The organism is Nocardioides sp. (genome assembly GCF_036405735.1).
Taxonomy (GTDB): Bacteria; Actinomycetota; Actinomycetes; order Propionibacteriales; family Nocardioidaceae; genus Nocardioides.
This window is the reverse complement of record NZ_DASWXC010000013.1, coordinates 73164-92624: the sequence shown is the minus strand read 5'-3', so window position 1 is coordinate 92624 and position 19461 is coordinate 73164. Positions and strand designations below refer to the sequence as shown.

The following is a 19461-nucleotide window of genomic DNA, read 5'->3' as shown; positions in this document are numbered from 1 at the left end:
ATCGGACTATCCACCACCACCGGCCGCTAGTCCGCACCCATCGCGGGACGGGCCATCGGGTCAGTGCGATCCCCCGGTGGTGGCCAGCGTGGCCCCGAGGCCGACCATCATCACGCCGCCGGCGGCACCGAGGTGGTCGAGCCGACGCGGCTCGCGTGCGAACCATGCCCGCGCCCGCGCCGCCGCCAGCGCCCACACCGCGTCCGACGCACAGGCGAGCGAGGCGAAGACGAGCCCGAGGAGCAGCAGCTGCGGCCCGGCCGGCGCGCCAGTGTCGACGAACTGCGGCAGGAACGCGGCGAAGAACACGATCGTCTTCGGGTTGGTGACGCCCACGATCACGCCCGTGCGCACCGCCGCCCATGCCGACGTACGCCGGCCGGCGGCCGTGTCTCCAGGGGCCTGGGCGGCCTGCTTCTCCGCCGCCTCGAGCGCGAGCCGTGCGGCGCCCCGGTTGCGGATCGCCTGGACGCCGAGGTAGACGACATAGGCGGCGCCGGCGAGCTTGAGCACGGTGAAGGCCGCCGCGGACGCAGCCACGAGCGCACCCAGCCCGAGCGCGACCGCGACGACCTGGGCCAGCAGCCCGACCGCGTTCCCCACGACCGAGAGCAGGGCCTCACGCCGGCCGACGGTGAGCGCGCGGCCGATCGTGAACAGCAGACTCGGTCCCGGCACCTGGATGAACAGCAGGGAGGCGACCAGGAACGCGGTCAGCTGGCTGGTCGAGGGCACGACCTCATTCTGACCGTCGTGCGCTCGGCGAGCACGTCGATTTCAGGGACGTCAGGCGCCGGCGATCTTGGGCGCGGTCGGGTCGCTGTCGTCGCCGCCGAGCTCGCGGGCGACGTACTCCTCGATCTGCTCGATGGCGTCCTTGTTCCGGGTGACCACCGCGAGCAGGTCGCTCATCGTGGCGACCTCCTCGACCTGCTCCTTGATGAACCAGCCCATGAACTGCTCGGAGGCGAAGTCGATCTCCTCCCGGGCGATGCGGTAGAGGTCGTTGATCTGGGCGGTGACCTTCTTCTCGGCCTCCAGCGCCAGCGCCACGGGCTCGACGACGTCGGCGAAGGTGGAGACGGTGCCCGGCAGCGCGCCAATCGCGACCGGCGCATCGGTGTCGAGGAGGTACTGGACCATCATCAGCGCGTGGTCGCGCTCCTCGGCGGCCTGGGCGTAGAAGAAGGCGGCCATCTGCGGCATCGTCAGCGCGTCGTAGTAGACCGCACAGGCGAGGTACTGGTTGTGGGAGGCCAGCTCGTTGCCGATCTGGGTGTTGAGCTGCTGGACGAAGCGGTCGGCGACCACAGGGGCTCCTCCGGAGTCATGGGGGTGAGTCAGGCGGCCTTGGCGAGCTTCTTCTTGGAGACCTTCTTGCCGTCGAGCCGCACGAGCTTGCGCTTCTTGACCGTATACCCCGTCGGCAGCGTGCCTTCCTTCAGCATCCGGATCGGACACCGCTCGCACCGCTTCTTCGAGACGCAGCATTCCGTCTTCGGCAGCTTGACCTTCTTCCCCACACCCAGCACCGTACTCGACGCAGGTAAGCCTTACCTACGTGAGACCGCTCACTGGCCGGTTTCGCCCCGGCGCGGTGGCCCGCCGGGGTTCGGAGGTCATACGGTCCGGCGCCTGCGGCGACCGGACCGTATGACGTCCTCCCAGGACCCTCAATCGAGGCTGTTGGCCCGACGGATCACGTCGACGAAGCCGCCCATGATCTCGGTCAGGCCGAAGTCCTTCGGCGTGTAGACGGCAGCCACGCCCAGCTCCTTGAGCCGGCGGCCGTCGGACTCGGGGATGATGCCGCCGACCACGACCGGCACGTCGCCCAGACCCGCGTCCTTGAGGCCGTCGAGCACGTCGGGCACGAGCTCCATGTGCGAGCCGGACAGGATGGAGAGGCCGACGAGGTGGACGTCCTCGGCCACCGCGGCCGCGACGATCTGCTGGGGCGTGAGCCGGATGCCCTGGTAGATCACCTCGAAGCCGGCGTCGCGGGCACGTACGGCGATCTGCTCGGCCCCGTTGGAGTGTCCGTCGAGGCCGGGCTTGCCGATCAGGACCCGCAGCCGGCCGCCGAGGTCCTCGCCCGTCGCCTTCACGCGATCGCGCACGGCCGCCAGCTCGGCGCCCGCCTCGGCGACGCCGACCGCACCCGAGACCCCGGTCGGGGCGCGGAACTCACCGAACACCTCACGCAGCGTCTGCGCCCACTCCCCCGTGGTCGCGCCGGCGCGGGCCGCCGCGAGCGTGGGGATCATCAGGTTCTGGTCGGTCTTCGCCGCCGCCGCCAGAGCGGCCAGCGCCTCGGTCACCTCGGTCTCGTCGCGCTGCGCCTTCCAGGCGCTGACCGAGTCGAGCGCCGCCTGCTCCGCCAGCGGGTCGGCCACCATGATCGCGGCGTCGAGGTCGGCGGTCAGCGGGGAGGGCTCGGTCGTCTCGAACTTGTTGACGCCGACGATGACCTCCTCGCCGGACTCGATCCGCGAGCGGCGCAGCGCGTGGGAGGAGACCAGCTCCTGCTTCATGTAGCCGGACTCGACCGCGGCGATCGCCCCGCCCATCGCCTGGACGCGGTCGATCTCGGCCTTGGCGCCCTCGACCAGCTCACGGACCTTGGCCTCGATGACGGGCGAGCCGTCGAAGATGTCGTCGTACTCGAGCAGGTCGGACTCGAAGGCGAGCACCTGCTGCAGCCGCAGCGACCACTGCTGGTCCCACGGTCGCGGCAGGCCGAGCGCCTCGTTCCAGGCCGGCAGCTGCACCGCGCGGGCACGGGCCTTCTTCGAGAGGGTGACCGCCAGCATCTCCAGCACGATGCGCTGGACGTTGTTCTCCGGCTGCGCCTCGGTCAGGCCGAGGCTGTTGACCTGGACGCCGTAGCGGAACCGGCGCATCTTCTCGTCGGTGACGCCGTAGCGCTCGCGGGTGATCTCGTCCCACAGCTCGACGAAGGCGCGCATCTTGCACATCTCCTCGACGAACCGCACGCCGGCGTTGACGAAGAACGAGATCCGGCCCACGACCTTCTCGAAGTCCGCCTCGTCGACCTGGCCCGAGGCCTTGACGGCGTCGAGGACGGCGATCGCGGTGCACAGGCTGTAGGCCAGCTCCTGCACCGGCGTGGCGCCGGCCTCCTGCAGGTGGTAGCTGCAGATGTTGATGGGGTTCCACTTCGGGATCTGGTGGACCGTGTAGGCGATCATGTCGCTGATCAGCCGCAGCGAGTGCTCCGGCGGGAACACGTAGGTCCCGCGGGAGAGGTACTCCTTGATGATGTCGTTCTGGGTCGTGCCGGCCAGCTGGGCGGCGACCTCCTCCGGCGAGAGCTCCGGGTTCTGCTCCTCGGCGACGACCTGGTACATCGCGAGCAGCCACATGGCGGTCGCGTTGATCGTCATCGAGGTGTTCATCCCGGTGAGCGGGATCTGGTCGAAGAGCTTGCGCATCTCCCCCAGGTGCGGCACCGGGACCCCGACCTTGCCGACCTCGCCCTTGGCGAGCGGGCTGTCGGGGTCGTAGCCGGTCTGGGTCGGCAGGTCGAAGGCGACCGAGAGGCCGGTCTGGCCCTTGGCGAGGTTAGTGCGGTAGAGCGCGTTCGACGCCTCGGCCGTGGAGTGGCCGGCGTACGTGCGCATCACCCAGGGGCGGTCCTTCTGCTGGCTCATGCTGCCGAGACTAGGGCCTTCCCTACCGGTTGGTAACCGGGGTTGGGTGTGGAATATCCGACACTCGCGGCGTCCGGGCCGCTCATGCCGAGGCGGCGGCCCGCTCCACCTCGACCAGTCGCATGAGGCGGGACAGGTGCAGCAGGCGGCGTACGGCGGGGCCGCAACCGCGCAGCGTCACGCGCTGGCCCTGCACGGCGGAGCGGCGGGTGGCGGCGGCGAGCACCTTGAGCGCGGTGACATCGGCGGTGGTGACGCCGCTGAGATCGACGACGACCTCGTCGTACTGCTCCAGGAGGCTGTAGATGGCGATCCGCGCCTCCCAGGTGCTGCGCACGTCGAAGTCGCCGGTCAGCCGGACGGTCGAGCCGTCGGTGATGAGCTCCATCGGTCCTCCACTTCTCCCTGCAGGCCGCAGCTGCTGAAGGCCGCACCCGGGTCCGTCCCGGGAGGTGGCCTGTACCCCACGCGATCCAGGTCACTCACCCCTATGACGCTCGGGCGGCGCGTTCGGTTGCACGGGAGGTCGGAAATCTCTGGCGTCGACGGGGTGGACGCCGCTGCCGGCCACGGCGGCGCGGTCCTAGGCTCGGTGCATGGTCAACCTCACCCGCATCTACACGCGCACCGGCGACGCCGGCACGACTCGGCTCGGCGACATGAGCGAGACGACCAAGACCGACCTGCGGCTCGAGGCGTACGCCCACGTCGACGAGGCCAACGCCTGCATCGGTGTGGCGCTGGCCGGCGGCTCGTTGGAGCCGGACGTCGCCACGGTGCTCATCCGGGTGCAGAACGACCTCTTCGACGTCGGCGCGGACTTCTCCACCCCGGTCGTCCCCGACCCGGCCTATCCCCCGCTGCGGGTCGAGCAGGACTACGTCGACCGGCTGGAGCGGTGGTGCGACGAATACAACGAGGCGCTGCCGAACCTGCGCTCGTTCATCCTCAACGGCGGCACCCTCGGCGCCGCGTACCTCCACGTCGCCCGCACCGTCGCGCGGCGGGCGGAGCGCGCCGCGTGGGCGGCCTACGAGGTGCACGGCGAGACGATGAACGTGCTGGCCATCAAGTACCTCAACCGGCTCTCGGACCTGTTGTTCATCCTGGCGCGCCACGCGAACAGGGAGGAGGGCGACGTGCTGTGGGTCCCCGGAGGCGAGCGGGCGGAGTGAGGAACGAACGGAGCCCGCGAGCCGCCATAGCCGCCAGCGACGGTTCGCCGGGTTAGCGTGGAGGGCGTACGCCGACCGGCGTGACGTCCACCTTCTCGGAGATCCCATGCTCGCGCGGCCTGTCCGCACCCTGACCGCTCTCGCCGCGACCGCCGTCGTTGTGGCCGGTTGCTCGTCGGCAGGCGAGCAGGCGGCGCCGCGGCCCTCCCCGACGGCGGTGGTCGTCGCCGAGGAGCGCACCGCGTCCCCGGCACCGGCATCCCGGCCGCTCCCCACGCCCGCCCGGCCGGCGGTCGCCGCACCCGAGCTGGCGCAGCGCCTGCTCGCCGCTGAGACGCTGCTCGGCGACCCGGCCGCCGACCGGAATGCGCGCGCGGACGCGGCCTTCGCGACCCAGGTGCTCTACCGCCAGCTCGCGCGTCGGCCCGGTTGGCGTCCGGGCGTGCTGCGCGCCCTCGGCCCGCTGCGTCCCGTCGCTGCCGCCCACGTGCGCGCCCGGGTGGCGTTCCGCTCGATGCACCGGAGCCTGTCGACCACGCTGCCGGCCTGGCGGATCGTCACGCCCGCGCCGGCGGCGGACCTGATGCGCTTCTACCGCGAGGGGCAGCGTCGCTTCGGCGTGCCGTGGCAGGTGCTCGCCGCGGTGAACCTCGTGGAGACCGGCATGGGCCGTATCCGCGGCACGTCGGTCGCCGGTGCTCGCGGGCCGATGCAGTTCATGCCCGCGACATGGCGGGCGTTCGGCCGGGGCGACATCGACGATCCGCACGACGCGATCCTGGCGGCGGCGCGCTACCTGGCCCACAACGGCGGCGGACGCGGGCGGATCGACAACGCGCTGTTCCGCTACAACAACCACCCCGCGTACGTCCGCGGCGTGAAGGCGTACGCGGAGATCCTGCGCCGGCAGCCGCACACGTTCCACGCTCTCTACGACTGGCAGGTCGTCTACCTCTCGCGGCGCGGCGACGTCTGGCTGCCCGAGGGCTACGCGCAGCGGCGCTCGCTGCCGGTCCGGACCTACCTGCGCCAACACCCCGACCGCCTGCTCAGCGCGGCGACGCACTGAGGACGCACTGAGGCCGCACGGAAGGACCCACTGAGGAGGTCGAGCCGCGCGACCGGCTACCGGGACGCCGTCCGTGGCGGACGCGCGGCCAACACCGCGAACGCCGCCGGCACCATGAGCAGTGCGACGACCGTCAGCGCCTGGAGGGTGCCGACCCGGTCGCCGAGCATGCCGAGCAGGGGCGGTCCGACAAAGAACGCGGTGTAGGCCACCGAGGCGACGACCGAGACCCGCGCCGCGGCCCGCGCCGGGTCGTCGGCGGCGGCGCTGATGCCGACCGGGAAGCCGAGCGCGGAGCCGAGTCCCCACAGCACGATGCCGGCGAACATGACGGGCAGCGAGCCGCCGTACACCGCGACGAGCACGCCGACGGCGGAGGCAGCGGCCGAGGCCCAGAGCATCGGCGCCCGACCGACCCGGTCCAGCGCGAACGGGGCGAGCAGCCGACCGACGGTCATCGCGATGACGAACCCGGAGAAGCCGGCGACACCCACCCAGTGCGGGGTGTCGTAGCCGTCGATGATCGCCAAGGAGAGCCAGTCGTTCGCCGACCCCTCGACGATCGCGAAGCAGAGCACCAGGACGCCGATCATGAGCGTGCGCGGCTCACGCCAGGCCGAGACGCGCGCCGTGGGCTCCTCCACCTTCGGCTCGACCGGCAAGAAGCTGCGGGAGCCGTGGACGGTCAGCCCCGCGGCGACCAGGAGGACGACCAGGCAGTGGAGCACGACCGGGACGTGCAGGGCGGCCATGGGGATCCCCAGCGCGCTGCCGGCGATCGACCCGATGCTCCAGCCGGCGTGGAACCGCGGCATGATCGTGCGACCCAGGCGGCGCTCCACCTCGGCTCCCTCGAGGTTCATGGCGACGTCCCACAGCGAGACGCCCATGCCGTAGACCAGGTTGCCGGCAAGCGCCACCGCGAAGACGTCGACGGCCGTGGCGCCGATCGCCAGCGTCAGCAGTCCGAGGGTCACCATGGCGGTGCCGAGGCGGACCGTGGGCGCCGGCGAGATCCGCTCGATCACCCGGCCGCTGATCGGCAGGGCGAGCATCGAGCCGGCGGAGCCGGCGAACAGCAGCACGCCGAGCATCGTGTTGCTGAGCCCGAGATCGTGCCGGATGTCGGGCAGCCGGGAGACCAGCGTGGCGAAGATCAGGCCGTTGAGGGCGAACGAGGCGCCGACGGCGTTGCGCGCGGTACGAGCCGTCGGGTCGGTCGAGGTGGAGAGACGGCTTGGCACGATCCAATCCCACCGCGTGCAAACGGTTGCGCGCCAATCGGAAGGCGCGCCCGCCCCGCCGCGGTCAGCGGCGCGACCAGTCGGTGCCCGGGGGGCGCGACTCCAGCCACGCCTGGAAGCCGGTCAGCGACGACTCGGCCATGGCGAGCTCGATGCGCTGGCCGGCGTACTCGCAGATCACGACGACGTGGTCGGCGTAGAGCGACATCCGCTCCACGCCGTCCGGCTCGTGACTGCTGACGTAGGACATCCGGCGGCGCTCCCAGCGCCGGCGGGGCCGAGGCGAGATGGAGAAGAAGCGGAACCACTCCAGCGTCTCGCCGGAGTAGCGCCCGATCCCGAGAAGCCAGCCGCGTCCGGGCCTTCCGGCCCGGACGCGGTGGCTGAGCTCGAACGTGCCGCCGTCGCGTCCGATGAGGCGACGGCGGACGACCAGCCCGAGGAAGTAGCAGACGAGCAGGACCAGGAGCACACCGACGACGTCGAGCACGAGCTCCCAGATCGTCATTCCTCCCCTTGCCCTGAGCGCTCGTCGTGTCCCAGGAGCCTCAGGAGGCCTTCTCGACGGCGCGGATGCGTGCCTCGGCACGCCGGATCCGGAGCTCCGCGTCGTCGTCGGTCCCGAGCATGCCGCGAGCGGCCTCCAGCTCCACGCGCGCCGCCTCGATGTTGATCTCGTCGGCGAGCAGCACGTGCTCGGACAGGATCGACACCCGGTCGTTCGCGACCGAGAGGAAGCCGCCGTCCGCCGTCGCGACGACGACGGGGCCGTCCACGGCGTTGATCTCCACGACGGCGTCGGTCAGCAGGGAGAGCATCGGCGCGTGGCCACGCAGCACACCCACGTCACCCTCGACGGTGCGAGCGATCACCATGGTGGCCTCGCCCGACCAGACCGTACGGTCGGCCGCGACGAGCTCCACCTGCAGGTTCTCAGCCATCGTCGGCCTCAGAGGTTCTTCTGGATCTCGGCCCAGTTGCGCTCGACGTCGTCGAGGCCACCGCACATGAAGAACGCCTGCTCGGCCACGTGGTCGTACTCACCGTCGGCGATCTTGTTGAACGCCTCGATGGTGTCGGCCACCGGGACGGTCGAGCCCTCGATGCCGGTGAACTGCTTGGCCACGTAGGTGTTCTGCGACAGGAAGCGCTGGATGCGGCGAGCACGCGACACGATGGTCTTGTCCTCCTCCGACAGCTCGTCGACACCGAGGATGGCGATGATGTCCTGCAGCTCCTTGTTGCGCTGCAGGATCTGCTTGATGCGGATCGCGCAGTCGTAGTGAGCCTGACCGATGTACTGCGGGTCCAGGATCCGCGAGGTCGAGGTCAGCGGGTCGACGGCCGGGTAGATGCCGAGCGAGGCGATCTCACGCGACAGCTCGGTGGTGGCGTCGAGGTGGGCGAAGGTGGTCGCCGGAGCCGGGTCGGTGTAGTCGTCGGCCGGGACGTAGATCGCCTGCATCGAGGTGATGGAGCGACCCCGGGTCGAGGTGATGCGCTCCTGCAGGATGCCCATCTCGTCGGCGAGGTTCGGCTGGTAGCCGACGGCGGACGGCATCCGGCCGAGCAGCGTCGAGACCTCCGAGCCCGCCTGAGTGAACCGGAAGATGTTGTCGATGAACAGCAGCACGTCCTGGTTCTGGACGTCGCGGAAGTACTCCGCCATCGTCAGCGCGGAGAGCGCGACGCGCAGACGCGTGCCCGGCGGCTCGTCCATCTGGCCGAAGACCAGGGCGACCTTGTCGAAGACGCCGGCGTCCTTCATCTCGTGGATGAGGTCGTTGCCCTCACGGGTGCGCTCGCCGACACCGGCGAACACCGACACACCGCCGTGGTTCTTGGCGACGCGGGCGATCATCTCCTGGATGAGGACGGTCTTGCCGACACCCGCACCACCGAACAGGCCGATCTTGCCGCCCGTGACGTACGGCGTCAGCAGGTCGATGACCTTGATGCCGGTCTCGAACATCTGGGTCTTGGACTCGAGCTGGTCGAAGGCCGGCGCCTTGCGGTGGATGCCCCACCGCTCGTTGATCTCGAGCTTCTCGCCGTCCTCGAGGTTGAGGACGTCACCGGTCGCGTTGAAGACGTGGCCGAGGGTCACGTCGCCGACCGGAACGGTGATCGGCGCGCCGGTGTCGGTGACCGACTGGCCGCGGACCAGACCGTCGGTGGGCTTGAGCGAGATGGCGCGGACGACGCCGTCGCCGAGGTGCTGGGCCACCTCCAGCGGCAGGACCGAGGTCTCGCCGTCGAGGGTCACCTCCGCCTCGAGCTTGTTGTAGATCTCCGGCATGGCGTCGACGGGGAACTCCACGTCGACGACCGGGCCGATCACGCGGGCGATGCGACCGGTGGTCGCCCCCGAGTTCTGGTTCAGGGTCTCGTCAACCGTTGCAGTCATGATTTCGGTTTCCTTGTATCGAGTGGGTTCTCAGTCGTTGCCAGCGTTGGCGTCAGCCAGCGCGTTGACGCCACCGACGATCTCGCTGATTTCCTGGGTGATGCCGGCCTGACGCGCCTGGTTGGCGATCCGCGTGAACTTCTTGATGAGCTCCTGCGCGTTGTCGGTGGCCGACTTCATCGCCTTCTGACGGGCCGCGAGCTCGGACGCGGCGGCCTGCAGGAGCGCGAACCAGATGCGGCTCTGGACGTAGCGCGGAAGCAGTCCGTCCAGCACCGCCTCGGCGCTGGGCTCGAACTCGTAGAGCGGCAGCACGTCGGTGTCGGCCGGAGCCTCGACACCCTCCACCACCTCGAGCGGCAGCAGCCGGACAGCGGTCGGCTTCTGCGTCAGCATCGAGACGAAGCGGGTGTAGACCAGGTGCACCTCGTGCACGGCGCCGTCGGCGTCCTCGTCCCGCAGGAACGTCTCGATCAGGGTGTCCCCGATCTCACGCGCCACGTCGTACGACGGCTGGTCGGAGTGACCCGTCCAGGCCTGCACCACGGGGCGCCCGCGGAACTTGTAGTAGGCCTCCGCCTTGCGGCCGGAGACGTACAGGTCGACGTCCTTGCCCTCGGCACGGAGCTTCTCCACCAGGCCCTCGGCCTCACGCAGCACGCTCGAGGAGTAGGCCCCCGCCAGGCCGCGGTCGCTCGCGATCACGAGCACCGCGGCCTTGGTGGGGTTCTCCGGCTCGGTGGTCAGGGCGTGGTCGACGTTGGAGTACGTCGCCACGGCCGAGACCGCACGGGTGAGCTCACGGGCGTACGGCGCGGCGGCCTGCGCCCGCTGCTGCGCCTTGATGATGCGGGACGCAGCAATGAGCTCCATGGCGCGCGTGATCTTCTTCATCGACTCCGTCGACTTGATCCGCGCGCGGTACTCGCGCAATGAGACAGCCATGCGACTAGTACCTCAGGCCCGCTTCTGCTTGACGATCTGCTCCTGCTCGACGTCCTCGTCCGCCAGCGCCTCGGCCTTGGCGCTGCCGGGCTTGACCGACTCGCCCTCGGAGGTCTCGAACTGGTCGAGGAAGGCGTCGTAGGCAGCCTCGAGCGCGGTCGCGGTGGAGTCCTCGAACTTCAGCGACTCACGGATGCCGGAGAGGATCCCGGACTCGGTGCGGCGCAGGTAGTCGAGGAACTCGTGCTCGAACTTCAGCACGTCGACGACGGGGACGCGGTCGAGCCGGCCGGACGTGCCCAGCCACAGCGAGACCGTCATCTCCTCGACCGGGTAGGGCGAGTAGGCCGGCTGCTTGAGCAGCGCCATCAGGCGCTGGCCGCGGGCCAGCTGCTGCTTGGACGCTGCGTCGAGGTCGGAGGCGAACATGGCGAACGCCTCCATCGCGCGGTACTGCGCGAGGTCGACCTTGAGCGAGCCGGTGACGGCCTTCATCGCCTTGGTCATCGCGGCGCCGCCGACACGGGAGACGGAGACACCGACGTCGATGGCCGGGCGCTGGTTGGCCGCGAACAGGTCCGACTGCAGGAAGATCTGACCGTCGGTGATCGAGATGACGTTGGTCGGGATGAACGCCGAGACGTCGTTGGCCTTGGTCTCGATGATCGGCAGACCGGTCATCGAGCCCGCGCCCAGCTCGTCGGACAGCTTCGCGCAGCGCTCGAGCAGCCGGCTGTGCAGGTAGAAGACGTCACCCGGGTAGGCCTCGCGGCCCGGCGGGCGGCGCAGCAGCAGCGACACAGCGCGGTAGGCCTCGGCCTGCTTGGTCAGGTCGTCGAACACGATGAGGACGTGCTTGCCGTCGTACATCCACTGCTGGCCGATGGCCGAGCCGGTGTAGGGCGCGAGGTACTTGAAGCCCGCGCTGTCGGAGGCCGGGGCCGCGACGATGGTGGTGTACTCCAGCGCGCCGGCGGCCTCGAGGGCACCGCGCACCGAGGCGATGGTGGAGCCCTTCTGACCGATGGCGACGTAGATGCAGCGGACCTGCTTGGACGGGTCGCCCGTCTCCCAGTTCTGCTTCTGGTTGATGATCGTGTCGATGGCCACCGTGGTCTTGCCGGTGGCGCGGTCGCCGATGATGAGCTGGCGCTGGCCACGACCGATGGGGGTCATGGCGTCGATCGCCTTGATGCCGGTCGCGAGCGGCTCGTGCACCGACTTGCGGGCCATGACGCCCGGAGCCTGCAGCTCCAACGCACGGCGGCCGGTGGTGGCGACCTCGCCGAGGCCGTCGATCGGGTTGCCGAGCGGGTCGACGACCCGGCCGAGGTAGCCGTCGCCCACGGGCACGGAGAGCACCTCGCCAGTACGGCGGACCGTCTGGCCCTCCTCGATCTTGTCGAAGTCACCGAGGATGACGACACCGATCTCGCGGGTGTCGAGGTTCAGCGCGAGGCCCAGCGTGCCGTCCTCGAACTCCAGCAGCTCGTTGGCCATCGCCGAGGGCAGTCCGCTGACGCGGGCGATGCCGTCGGCGGTCTGCGCAACCGTGCCGACCTCCTCGCGGGCGGCCGTCTCGGGCTGGTACTCGGCGACGTACTTCTGCAGCGCGTCGCGGATCTCCTCCGGACGGATGGTCAGCTCCGTCATTGGGTGCCTTCTCTCTTCGGTCTCTACGAAAGTCTGTACGTCGGGTGGTCAGCCGGCCAACAGGCGGCGGGCCTCGTCGAGGCGGCTGGCCACGGTGCCGTCGATGACGTCGTCACCGATCTCCACCTTGATGCCGCCGAGGACAGCCGGGTCGACCACGATGTTGAGGTGGACCTGGCGGCCGTACTGCCGGGCGAGCGCCTCGCCGAGACGGCGCTGCTCGGCGTCGGTGAGGGGCTGGGCGACGCGCACGGTCGCGACGTTCTCGTCGCGGACCGAGGCGGCGACCTTGGTGTACTCCTCCAGCGCCGCGGACACGGTGCGGTAGGTGCCGCCCAGTGCCTGCTTGGCGAGGGTGATCGTCGCCGGGAGGGCCTTGCCGCCGAGCAGGGACTCGAGCAGCGCGCCCTTGTCCTCCAGCGAACGGGCCGGGTCGGAGAGCGCGTCGCGCAGCGCCGGGTTCTCCTGGACGACGCCGCCCAGGGCGAAGAGCTCGTCGGCCAGCCGGCCGGCGTCCTCACCGGCCGAGCGGACCGCGGCCACCTCGCTGAGGTGCTCGAGGGCCTCGGCCAGGTCCTTGGCCGACGTCCAGCGCCGCGAGACGGCGGAGGCGACCACGTCGATCGCCACGGCGTCGGCCTTGGTGCCGAGCACGTCGCGGACCACGCCGACCTTGGCCTCGGCCGGCACGGAGCCGTCCGTGACGAACCGCCGTAGCGCCGCCTCGGCGCGCAGGGTCTGCGCGATCGAGTACAGGGAGTCGGCCACGGCGGCCGCCGCCTCCGGCGAGCCGGCGCCCGGGCCCACCCGGGTCGTCAGCTCGTCGGTGAGGGCGGCGACAGCCTCGGCCGACGCACCACGCACGTCCATCAGTTGCTCGCCTCCAGGTCGGCGAGGAAGCGCTCGACCACCCGGCTCTGGCGAGCCTCGTCGTCGAGGCTCTCGCCGACGATCCGGCCGGCGAGACCGGTCGCGAGCGCGCCGACCTCGGCACGGAGCGAGGTGACCGCCTGCTGGCGCTCGGCCTCGATCTGGGCCTTGCCGTGCTCGACGATGCGCGCCGACTCGGCCGTCGCCTGCTCGCGCATCTCGGCGACGATCTGGGCGCCCTGCTCGCGAGCCTCCTCGCGGATACGGGCAGCCTCGTGCCGGGCGTCGGCGAGCTGCTGCTCGAGCTCGGCGAGCTTGGCGTCGGCCTCGGCCTGCTTGGTCTCCGCGGCGCTGAGCCCACCCTCGATCGCGGCGGTGCGCTCGGCGTACGCCTTCTCGAAGTTCGGCACGACGAACTTCCACACCGCGACCAGCACGATGAGGAAGACGATGGCCCCGAGGATGAGCTCCGACACCACTGGGATCAGTGGGTTGTGAGCCTCCTCGGCCGCCAGAACAGCTGCTGTGTTCATGAGCTACCTATCCGGAGTGTCGTGGACCGACCGGGTCAGATCGGCAGGACGAAGGCGAGGGCCAGGGTGATGATGTAGAGCGCCTCGGCCAGAACGAAGCCGAGGATGGCGATCGACTGCAGCCGGCTCTGGGCCTCGGGCTGACGGGCGACGCCGCTGATGAAGGCAGCGAAGATGAGGCCGATGCCGACACCGGGGCCGATCGCGGCGAGGCCGAGGCCGATCATGTTGAGGGAGCCTTCCACGGCTTTTCCTTTCGTTGCACGACGGTCGTTGCGACGTCGCTGGTGTGCTTACTTCAGAGTGCGGTCTGTGCGGTACTGCGGGTGGTGCTGGGGTGCTGCGCTTGTCGGACCGAGCGGGCCGGGGCCCGGCTCAGTGCTCCTCGGCGATCGCCTCGCCGATGTACATGGTGCTGAGCAGCGTGAACACGTAGGCCTGCAGGAACATCACCAGCATCTCGAGGAAGCTGACGCCGATGCCGAGCACGAACGCGAGGACGCCCACGCCGCCGTACAGGGCGTTGCCGCTGCTCAGCAGCGCGGCACCGCCGGTGGCGAAGAGGATCAGCAGGAGGTGGCCGGCGAACATGTTGCCGAACAGACGCAGCGTCAGCGTGACCGGCCGGACCAGCAGGTTGGAGAAGAACTCCAGCGGGACCAGGAGCAGCAGGATCGGACCCTTGATGCCGCCCGGCACCGTCTGGTGCTTGAGGTAGCGCAGCGGACCGTGGTGGGCCCACATGCCGGCGCCGATGTAGATCAGCCACGACAGGATCGCCAACGGGATCACGAAGCCGATGCGGGAGAACGAGGGGAACTGCAGGAACGGGATCAGGCCGTAGTAGTTGTTCATCAAGATGAACAGGAACAGCGAGAACAGGTACGGCACGAACTTCATGAAGTGGTCGCTGCCGATGTTGTCGCGGGCCAGGCCACGCACGAAGTTGTAGACCGACTCGCCGGCGAACTGCAGGCGGCCCGGCACCACGGCGGCGCGGCGGGCGGCCAGCCAGCTGAAGCCGACGACGACCAGGGCCGAGAGGACCAGCAGGAGCATCGGCTTCGTGACGCCGAACGAACCCAGCTCGAACACCGGCGGCAGCTCGAAGCTGCCCGGCCCCGGCGCGTGGAACTCGTCGGCGCGGATCATGGCTCCGGCGAAATTCACTCTGCCTCCTGCGTCTTCTGCATCTGCGTAACGTTCGTTCGGGTCATGCCGGCGGCTGCTTCGGCGGCTCGTCGTCGGGTTCGCGCGGCAGCTGCTTCCAGGTGAGGTACAGGCCGAGGACCGCCCCGACGAGGATCCCCACCACCACCAGGAACCTCGTGCCGAGCCAGCGATCCAGCCCGAATCCCACCAGGCCGTAGAACAAGACTCCGGCGACGAGGTGACTGAACGCCTGCCAGGGGTCGCGCACCGGAGCCTTGCCCGGTCCGCTCGCCTTCGGCGGCTGTTCCTCTGCCATCGCGCCCCGGACTGTAGCAGCCGTGAACCGTCATCGCTCCACCGCCCTCGCAGGCTGGGAGGGGCGGCCCGCGGACGGGTCCGGGGACGGGCTCAGCGGGAGGTCGTAGACGGGGATCCGACGCCGTACCGTCAGCACGATCTGCGCCGTCACCCACACCAGCACACCGGTCACCACACCGGCCGCCAGCCAGCCCCGGTCGTCGAGGAAGGCACCGCTGCGACCGACCCAGGCGAGCACGAGTCCCGTGGTCGCGATCTGTGCGCCGTAGGTCACGAGTGCGGTGATCAGGGTGGCCGAGGGCAGGACGGTGGCGACCATATCCACGACCAGCGCGCCCCAGGCGAACAGGGCCAGCACGATGGCGGCGCCGGCGAAGCCCGCACCGGCGGCCCCCGCACCGGAGGCGACCGCCCCCGCGACGGCGAGGACGACGGCCGCCCCAGCACAGCAGCCTGCGGCGCCGAGAAGCGTCGGGACGCCGCTGACGGGGCGTACCTGCTTCGACTCGGTCGTCATCTCGGCGGCCGTTCTCTGGAGGGGACAATCGGCGGGTCTCGCGGCGTCAGCCAGGCTAACGCGAACGCTCGTGAAAACTATCACAAGGGTGTCGCGGTGCCGAAATGGAACGATCAAGGCCGCGCGGCCGGCCTCAGACCGGCTGGCGGACCTTCGGGAGGAGGAAGGTCAGCGCCAGCGTCAGCACCGCCATCGCCGCGAGCATGCCCCAGACCCAGGCACCGGAGTAGAGGCTGATCACCACCGAGCCGAACGCGATCAGACCGGCCCACAGCCACATGATGAGGACCGCACGGCGCTGGGAGTGGCCGATCTCGAGCAGCCGGTGGTGCAGGTGCTGCTTGTCCGGCGAGAAGGGTGAGCGGCCGGCTCGGGTGCGGCGTACGACGGCCAGGACCAGGTCCGCGATGGGCACGATGAGGATGGTCAGCGGCAGCACGATCGGCAGCAGCGTCGGCAGCAGGCTGGCCGAGGAGCCCGCGGCCCCCTGCGTCAGCTGCCCCGCGTCGAACTGCCCCGAGAGGCTCACCGCGCTGGCCGAGAGGACCAGGCCGATCAGCATCGAGCCGCTGTCGCCCATGAACAGCCGCGCCGGGTGCCAGTTGTGCACCAGGAAGCCGGCGCAGGCGCCCGCCAGCGCGGCGCTGAGCAGCGCCGCGGTGGTGCCGCGCTCGACGTCGTTGATGCGGGTCAGGCCGTAGCAGAACACGAAGAACGCGGCCGCGCCGATACCGACGACGCCGGCCGCCAACCCGTCGAGGCCGTCGACGAAGTTGACCGCGTTGACGGTGGCCACGACGACGAATCCCGTCAGCAGGGCACCCTGGGCCGCGTCGAGGGAGAACTGGCGGCCGCCGGGGAGGCTGATGAACCAGTACTGGATCTGGAAGGCGATGAGGAACGCCGTGGCCAGCACCTGCGCACCCAGCTTGGTGAGCGCGTCGAGCTCGAAGAGGTCGTCGAGCACCCCCACCATGCAGATCATCGTCCCGGCGACCAGGACGACCCCTGCGTCCCGCAGCACGAGCGGCGAGCCGTCGGCCAGGAACGGCAGCTGTCGGGCGACGAGATACGCCGCCCAGAGCCCGCCGAGCATCGCCACCCCGCCCATGTACGGGATCGGCTGGTCGTGGACGTCCCGGTCCCGGACCCGCGCCACCGCGCCGGTGCGCAGGGCGACCTCGCGGGCGATCACGGTCAGCAGATAGGTCATCGCGCCCGCGATGAGGAACACCAGGACGTAGGCACGCACCGGGCTCAGCCCTCGGGGTCGTCGTTGGGGCCGTCGTCGGGCACCGCGAGGTCGAAGGCAGAGAGCACGGCGTTGACCCGCGCCACCGACAACGCACCCGACCGCAGCACGCGCGGCCGGACGCCGGTGGCGTCGATGATCGTGGACGGCTCGGCACCCCCGGCCGCGCCGGCGTCGACGACGACCGCCACCGAGGCGCCGAGCATCCGCTCGGCCTCGTCGGCGTCCAGGGCGGCCGGCAGGCCGGTCAGGTTGGCCGAGCTGACCGCGAGCGGGCCGGTCCGCTCGAGGATGGCGCGGGCGACGGGATGGTCGGGCACCCGGACCGCCACGGTGCCGCGGGTCTCCCCCAGGTCCCACTGCAGCGAGGCCTGCTGGTGGCAGACCAGCGTCAACGCACCAGGCCAGAACTCAGCGACGAGGGCGCGGGCCCAGTCCGGCACGCGCACCGCCAGGGCGTCGAGCGTGTCGGCGGAGGCGACCAGCACCGGCGGCGGCATCTCGCGGCCGCGGCCCTTCGCGTCGAGCAGGGACTGCACGGCCGCGGGGTCGAACGCGTCGGCGCCGACGCCGTACACGGTGTCGGTCGGGATCACGACCAGCTCACCACGTCGTACGGCGGCAGCGGCTGCCTCGACGGCGGCGGTGACCTCCTCCTCGGTCCCGGTCGGGAAGCGCTCACTCACAGAGGTCATCGTGCCAGTCGCGCGGTCGTGAAGCGCGGTCGCCCCGCCAGGTCGGCGTGGTCGCGTACGTCGGCCCAGCGGCCGCTCGCCGCGAAGACGCCGGGGGCACCACCGCCGAGCCCGTCGGGGCCCTGCTCGTCCGCGTGCTCGGCGCCGACCACGCCCGCGTGCCGCAGCAGCCGCGCCGCGCGCTGCTCGAGCACGCGCATGGCGTCGAGCCCGTCGGCGCCGGAGTAGAGGGCCAGGTCGGGGTCGTGGTCGCGGGCCTCGAGCGCGACGGACTCCCACGCCTCGAGCGGGATGTAGGGCGGGTTGCAGACCACGACGTCCACGGTGCCGACCAGGTCCTCGAACGCCTCGGCCATGTCGCCCTGGCGCAGGTCGACCCCCGTGCCGGTCAGGTTGCGCACCGCCCACGGATAGGCGTCCTCCGACAGCTCGCAGGCGTAGACGTCGGCCTCAGGGACCTCGTCCTTGATCGCCTTGGCGATCGCCCCGGAGCCCGTGCACAGGTCTACGACCCGGCAGGTCCGGTTCTCGTGCTCGGCCCGCCTGGCCTCCTGGATCGCCCAGCCGGCGAGCAGCTCGGTCTCCGGTCGCGGCACGAACACGCCAGGACCCACCGCGAGCGTCACGTGCCGGAAGTGCGCCTCGCCCGTGAGGTGCTGCAGCGGCTCCCGCGCGGCCCGCCGCCCGATCAGCGCGAGATACGCGTCGGCCTGGTCGTCGGTGATCCGGTCGACGAGCACCAGGTTGCCCCGGGTCACGCCGAGCACGTGGGAGAGCAGCTCGGCGGCGTCGTACTCGGGGCTGGCGACGCCCGCGGCGCGCAGCTGCACGGCGCCGGCGGAGAGCAGGCCGCGCCGGGTGGTCTCGGCCGCCACCGCTCAGTCCTCGAGCGCCGCGAGCCGGTGCGCGAGGTCGGCGTCGACGGCGGAGAGCACGACGGGCTCGAGGTCACCGTCGAGCACCTGGTCGAGGTTGTAGGACTTGTAGCCGGTGCGGTGGTCGGAGATCCGGTTCTCCGGGAAGTTGTAGGTCCGGATCCGCTCGGAGCGGTCGACGGTGCGCACCTGCGATCGGCGCGCGTCGCTGGCCTCCGCGTCGGCGGCCTCCTGGGCCGCCGCGAGGAGCCGGGCACGCAGGATGCGCAGTGCCTGCTCCTTGTTCTGCAGCTGGCTCTTCTCGTTCTGGCAGCTGACGACGATGCCGGTGGGCAGGTGGGTGATGCGGACCGCGGAGTCCGTGGTGTTCACGCTCTGGCCGCCCGGACCGGAGCTGCGGAAGACGTCGATGCGCAGGTCGTTCTCGTCGACGGTCACGTCGACCTGCTCGGCCTCCGGCATCACCAGCACGCCGGCCGCGGAGGTGTGGACCCGGCCCTGCGACTCGGTGACCGGCACCCGCTGCACCCGGTGCACGCCGCCCTCGAACTTGAGCAGGCCGTACGGCGCCCGACCCGGCTCGCTCGCGCCGCTCTTGGCCTTCACGGCCACGGTGACCGACTTGTAGCCCCCGAGGTCGGACTCGGTCGCGTCGAGGAGCTCCACCTTCCAGCCCTGCCGTTCGGCGTAGCGGGAGTACATCCGCAGCAGGTCGCCGGCGAACAGCGCCGACTCCTCGCCGCCCTCCCCCGACTTCACCTCGAGGATCGCGTCCTTGTCGTCGGCCGGGTCGCGGGGCACCAGGAGCCGGCGCAGCCGCTCCTCGGTCTCGACGCGTCGGCCGGCGAGCGCCTCGGCCTCCGCGGCGAACGCCTCGTCCTCACCGGCCAGCTCGCGGGCCGCGGCGATGTCGTCGCCGAGCGCCAGCCACTCGCGGTAGGCGGCGATGATGGCGCTCAGCTCGGCGTAGCGCTGGTTGAGCTGCTTGGCCAGCCGGGCGTCGGCGTGGGTCTCCGGCGCACCGAGGCGTCCCTCGAGCTCCCGGTGCTCCTCGATGAGCCCCTCGACTGCTTCGAACATCC

Annotated in this window: 23 protein-coding genes; 2 read left to right on the top strand and 21 right to left on the bottom strand. The window is 70.8% G+C overall.

Translation table 11 applies throughout. The features are described 5' to 3' along the window. Positions 1-60: 60 nt before the first annotated feature. The 5 genes from VGE38_RS02125 to VGE38_RS02105 all read right to left on the bottom strand — a co-directional run bounded on the left by VGE38_RS02125 (position 61) and on the right by VGE38_RS02105 (position 4062). Positions 61-735 carry a LysE family translocator gene (locus VGE38_RS02125; protein ID WP_331140876.1) on the bottom strand — a complete coding sequence of 225 codons (675 nt, stop codon included), beginning with the start codon at positions 733-735 and terminating at the stop codon, positions 61-63. 51 nt (positions 736-786) lie between these two features. Beyond that, positions 787-1311 carry a ferritin gene (locus VGE38_RS02120; protein ID WP_331140875.1) on the bottom strand — a complete coding sequence of 175 codons (525 nt, stop codon included), beginning with the start codon at positions 1309-1311 and terminating at the stop codon, positions 787-789. Positions 1312-1340: 29 nt separating this feature from the next. Beyond that, positions 1341-1523 (bottom strand): hypothetical protein, encoded by a 183-nt coding sequence (locus tag VGE38_RS02115; RefSeq protein ID WP_331140874.1) that lies wholly within the window; start codon positions 1521-1523, stop codon positions 1341-1343. A 150-nt stretch (positions 1524-1673) separates the two neighbouring features. Then, entirely contained in the window at positions 1674-3674 is a 2001-nt protein-coding gene (locus VGE38_RS02110; RefSeq protein WP_331140873.1) for an ethylmalonyl-CoA mutase, read from the bottom strand. 82 nt (positions 3675-3756) lie between these two features. Then, entirely contained in the window at positions 3757-4062 is a 306-nt protein-coding gene (locus VGE38_RS02105; protein WP_331140872.1) for an STAS domain-containing protein, read from the bottom strand. Positions 4063-4270: 208 nt separating this feature from the next. Here VGE38_RS02105 and VGE38_RS02100 point away from each other — a divergent pair, with 208 nt between their 5' ends. Both VGE38_RS02100 and VGE38_RS02095 read left to right on the top strand, forming a co-directional pair. Next, the gene (locus VGE38_RS02100; RefSeq protein ID WP_331140871.1) at positions 4271-4849 is read left to right on the top strand and encodes a cob(I)yrinic acid a,c-diamide adenosyltransferase; all 579 of its coding nucleotides are present in this window, start codon (positions 4271-4273) and stop codon (positions 4847-4849) included. A 106-nt stretch (positions 4850-4955) separates the two neighbouring features. Beyond that, entirely contained in the window at positions 4956-5918 is a 963-nt protein-coding gene (locus VGE38_RS02095) for a lytic transglycosylase domain-containing protein (RefSeq protein WP_331140870.1), read from the top strand. A 56-nt stretch (positions 5919-5974) separates the two neighbouring features. Here VGE38_RS02095 and VGE38_RS02090 read toward each other — a convergent pair whose 3' ends face one another. The 16 genes from VGE38_RS02090 to prfA form a co-directional block, all read right to left on the bottom strand. Then, entirely contained in the window at positions 5975-7162 is a 1188-nt protein-coding gene (locus tag VGE38_RS02090; protein ID WP_331140869.1) for an MFS transporter, read from the bottom strand. Positions 7163-7226: 64 nt separating this feature from the next. Next, positions 7227-7670, bottom strand: a complete 444-nt coding sequence (locus VGE38_RS02085) for a DUF2550 domain-containing protein (protein WP_331140868.1) — start codon at positions 7668-7670, stop codon at positions 7227-7229. 40 nt (positions 7671-7710) lie between these two features. Then, positions 7711-8103 carry a F0F1 ATP synthase subunit epsilon gene (locus VGE38_RS02080; protein WP_331140867.1) on the bottom strand — a complete coding sequence of 131 codons (393 nt, stop codon included), beginning with the start codon at positions 8101-8103 and terminating at the stop codon, positions 7711-7713. Positions 8104-8111: 8 nt separating this feature from the next. Then, positions 8112-9569 carry a F0F1 ATP synthase subunit beta gene (atpD, locus tag VGE38_RS02075; RefSeq protein ID WP_331140866.1) on the bottom strand — a complete coding sequence of 486 codons (1458 nt, stop codon included), beginning with the start codon at positions 9567-9569 and terminating at the stop codon, positions 8112-8114. 30 nt (positions 9570-9599) lie between these two features. Further along, the gene (locus VGE38_RS02070; protein WP_331140865.1) at positions 9600-10514 is read right to left on the bottom strand and encodes a F0F1 ATP synthase subunit gamma; all 915 of its coding nucleotides are present in this window, start codon (positions 10512-10514) and stop codon (positions 9600-9602) included. A gap of 12 nt (positions 10515-10526) precedes the next feature. Then, positions 10527-12167: a F0F1 ATP synthase subunit alpha gene (atpA, locus tag VGE38_RS02065; protein ID WP_331140864.1), complete on the bottom strand. Its 1641-nt coding sequence runs from the start codon at positions 12165-12167 to the stop codon at positions 10527-10529. Positions 12168-12215: 48 nt separating this feature from the next. Further along, positions 12216-13037 (bottom strand): F0F1 ATP synthase subunit delta, encoded by an 822-nt coding sequence (locus VGE38_RS02060; RefSeq protein ID WP_331140863.1) that lies wholly within the window; start codon positions 13035-13037, stop codon positions 12216-12218. Then, positions 13037-13570: a F0F1 ATP synthase subunit B gene (locus VGE38_RS02055; RefSeq protein WP_331140862.1), complete on the bottom strand. Its 534-nt coding sequence runs from the start codon at positions 13568-13570 to the stop codon at positions 13037-13039. The genes VGE38_RS02060 and VGE38_RS02055 overlap by 1 nt, the downstream gene beginning before the upstream one ends. A gap of 35 nt (positions 13571-13605) precedes the next feature. Continuing rightward, positions 13606-13815: an ATP synthase F0 subunit C gene (gene atpE / locus VGE38_RS02050; RefSeq protein WP_331140861.1), complete on the bottom strand. Its 210-nt coding sequence runs from the start codon at positions 13813-13815 to the stop codon at positions 13606-13608. A 130-nt stretch (positions 13816-13945) separates the two neighbouring features. Further along, entirely contained in the window at positions 13946-14740 is a 795-nt protein-coding gene (gene atpB, locus VGE38_RS02045) for a F0F1 ATP synthase subunit A (RefSeq protein ID WP_331140860.1), read from the bottom strand. Between the two features lie 43 nt (positions 14741-14783). Then, positions 14784-15038 carry an AtpZ/AtpI family protein gene (locus VGE38_RS02040; RefSeq protein ID WP_331140859.1) on the bottom strand — a complete coding sequence of 85 codons (255 nt, stop codon included), beginning with the start codon at positions 15036-15038 and terminating at the stop codon, positions 14784-14786. 30 nt (positions 15039-15068) lie between these two features. Next, on the bottom strand, positions 15069-15557 hold the full coding sequence (locus tag VGE38_RS02035; protein ID WP_331140858.1) for a hypothetical protein: 489 nt from the start codon (positions 15555-15557) through the stop codon (positions 15069-15071). A 133-nt stretch (positions 15558-15690) separates the two neighbouring features. Further along, positions 15691-16809, bottom strand: coding sequence for an MraY family glycosyltransferase (locus VGE38_RS02030; protein WP_331140857.1), 1119 nt, complete (start codon positions 16807-16809; stop codon positions 15691-15693). Positions 16810-16814: 5 nt separating this feature from the next. Beyond that, positions 16815-17495: an L-threonylcarbamoyladenylate synthase gene (locus VGE38_RS02025; protein ID WP_331140856.1), complete on the bottom strand. Its 681-nt coding sequence runs from the start codon at positions 17493-17495 to the stop codon at positions 16815-16817. A gap of 5 nt (positions 17496-17500) precedes the next feature. Then, on the bottom strand, positions 17501-18379 hold the full coding sequence (gene prmC, locus VGE38_RS02020; protein WP_331140855.1) for a peptide chain release factor N(5)-glutamine methyltransferase: 879 nt from the start codon (positions 18377-18379) through the stop codon (positions 17501-17503). A 3-nt stretch (positions 18380-18382) separates the two neighbouring features. Further along, on the bottom strand, positions 18383-19459 hold the full coding sequence (gene prfA, locus VGE38_RS02015) for a peptide chain release factor 1 (RefSeq protein WP_331140854.1): 1077 nt from the start codon (positions 19457-19459) through the stop codon (positions 18383-18385). Positions 19460-19461 lie beyond the last annotated feature (2 nt).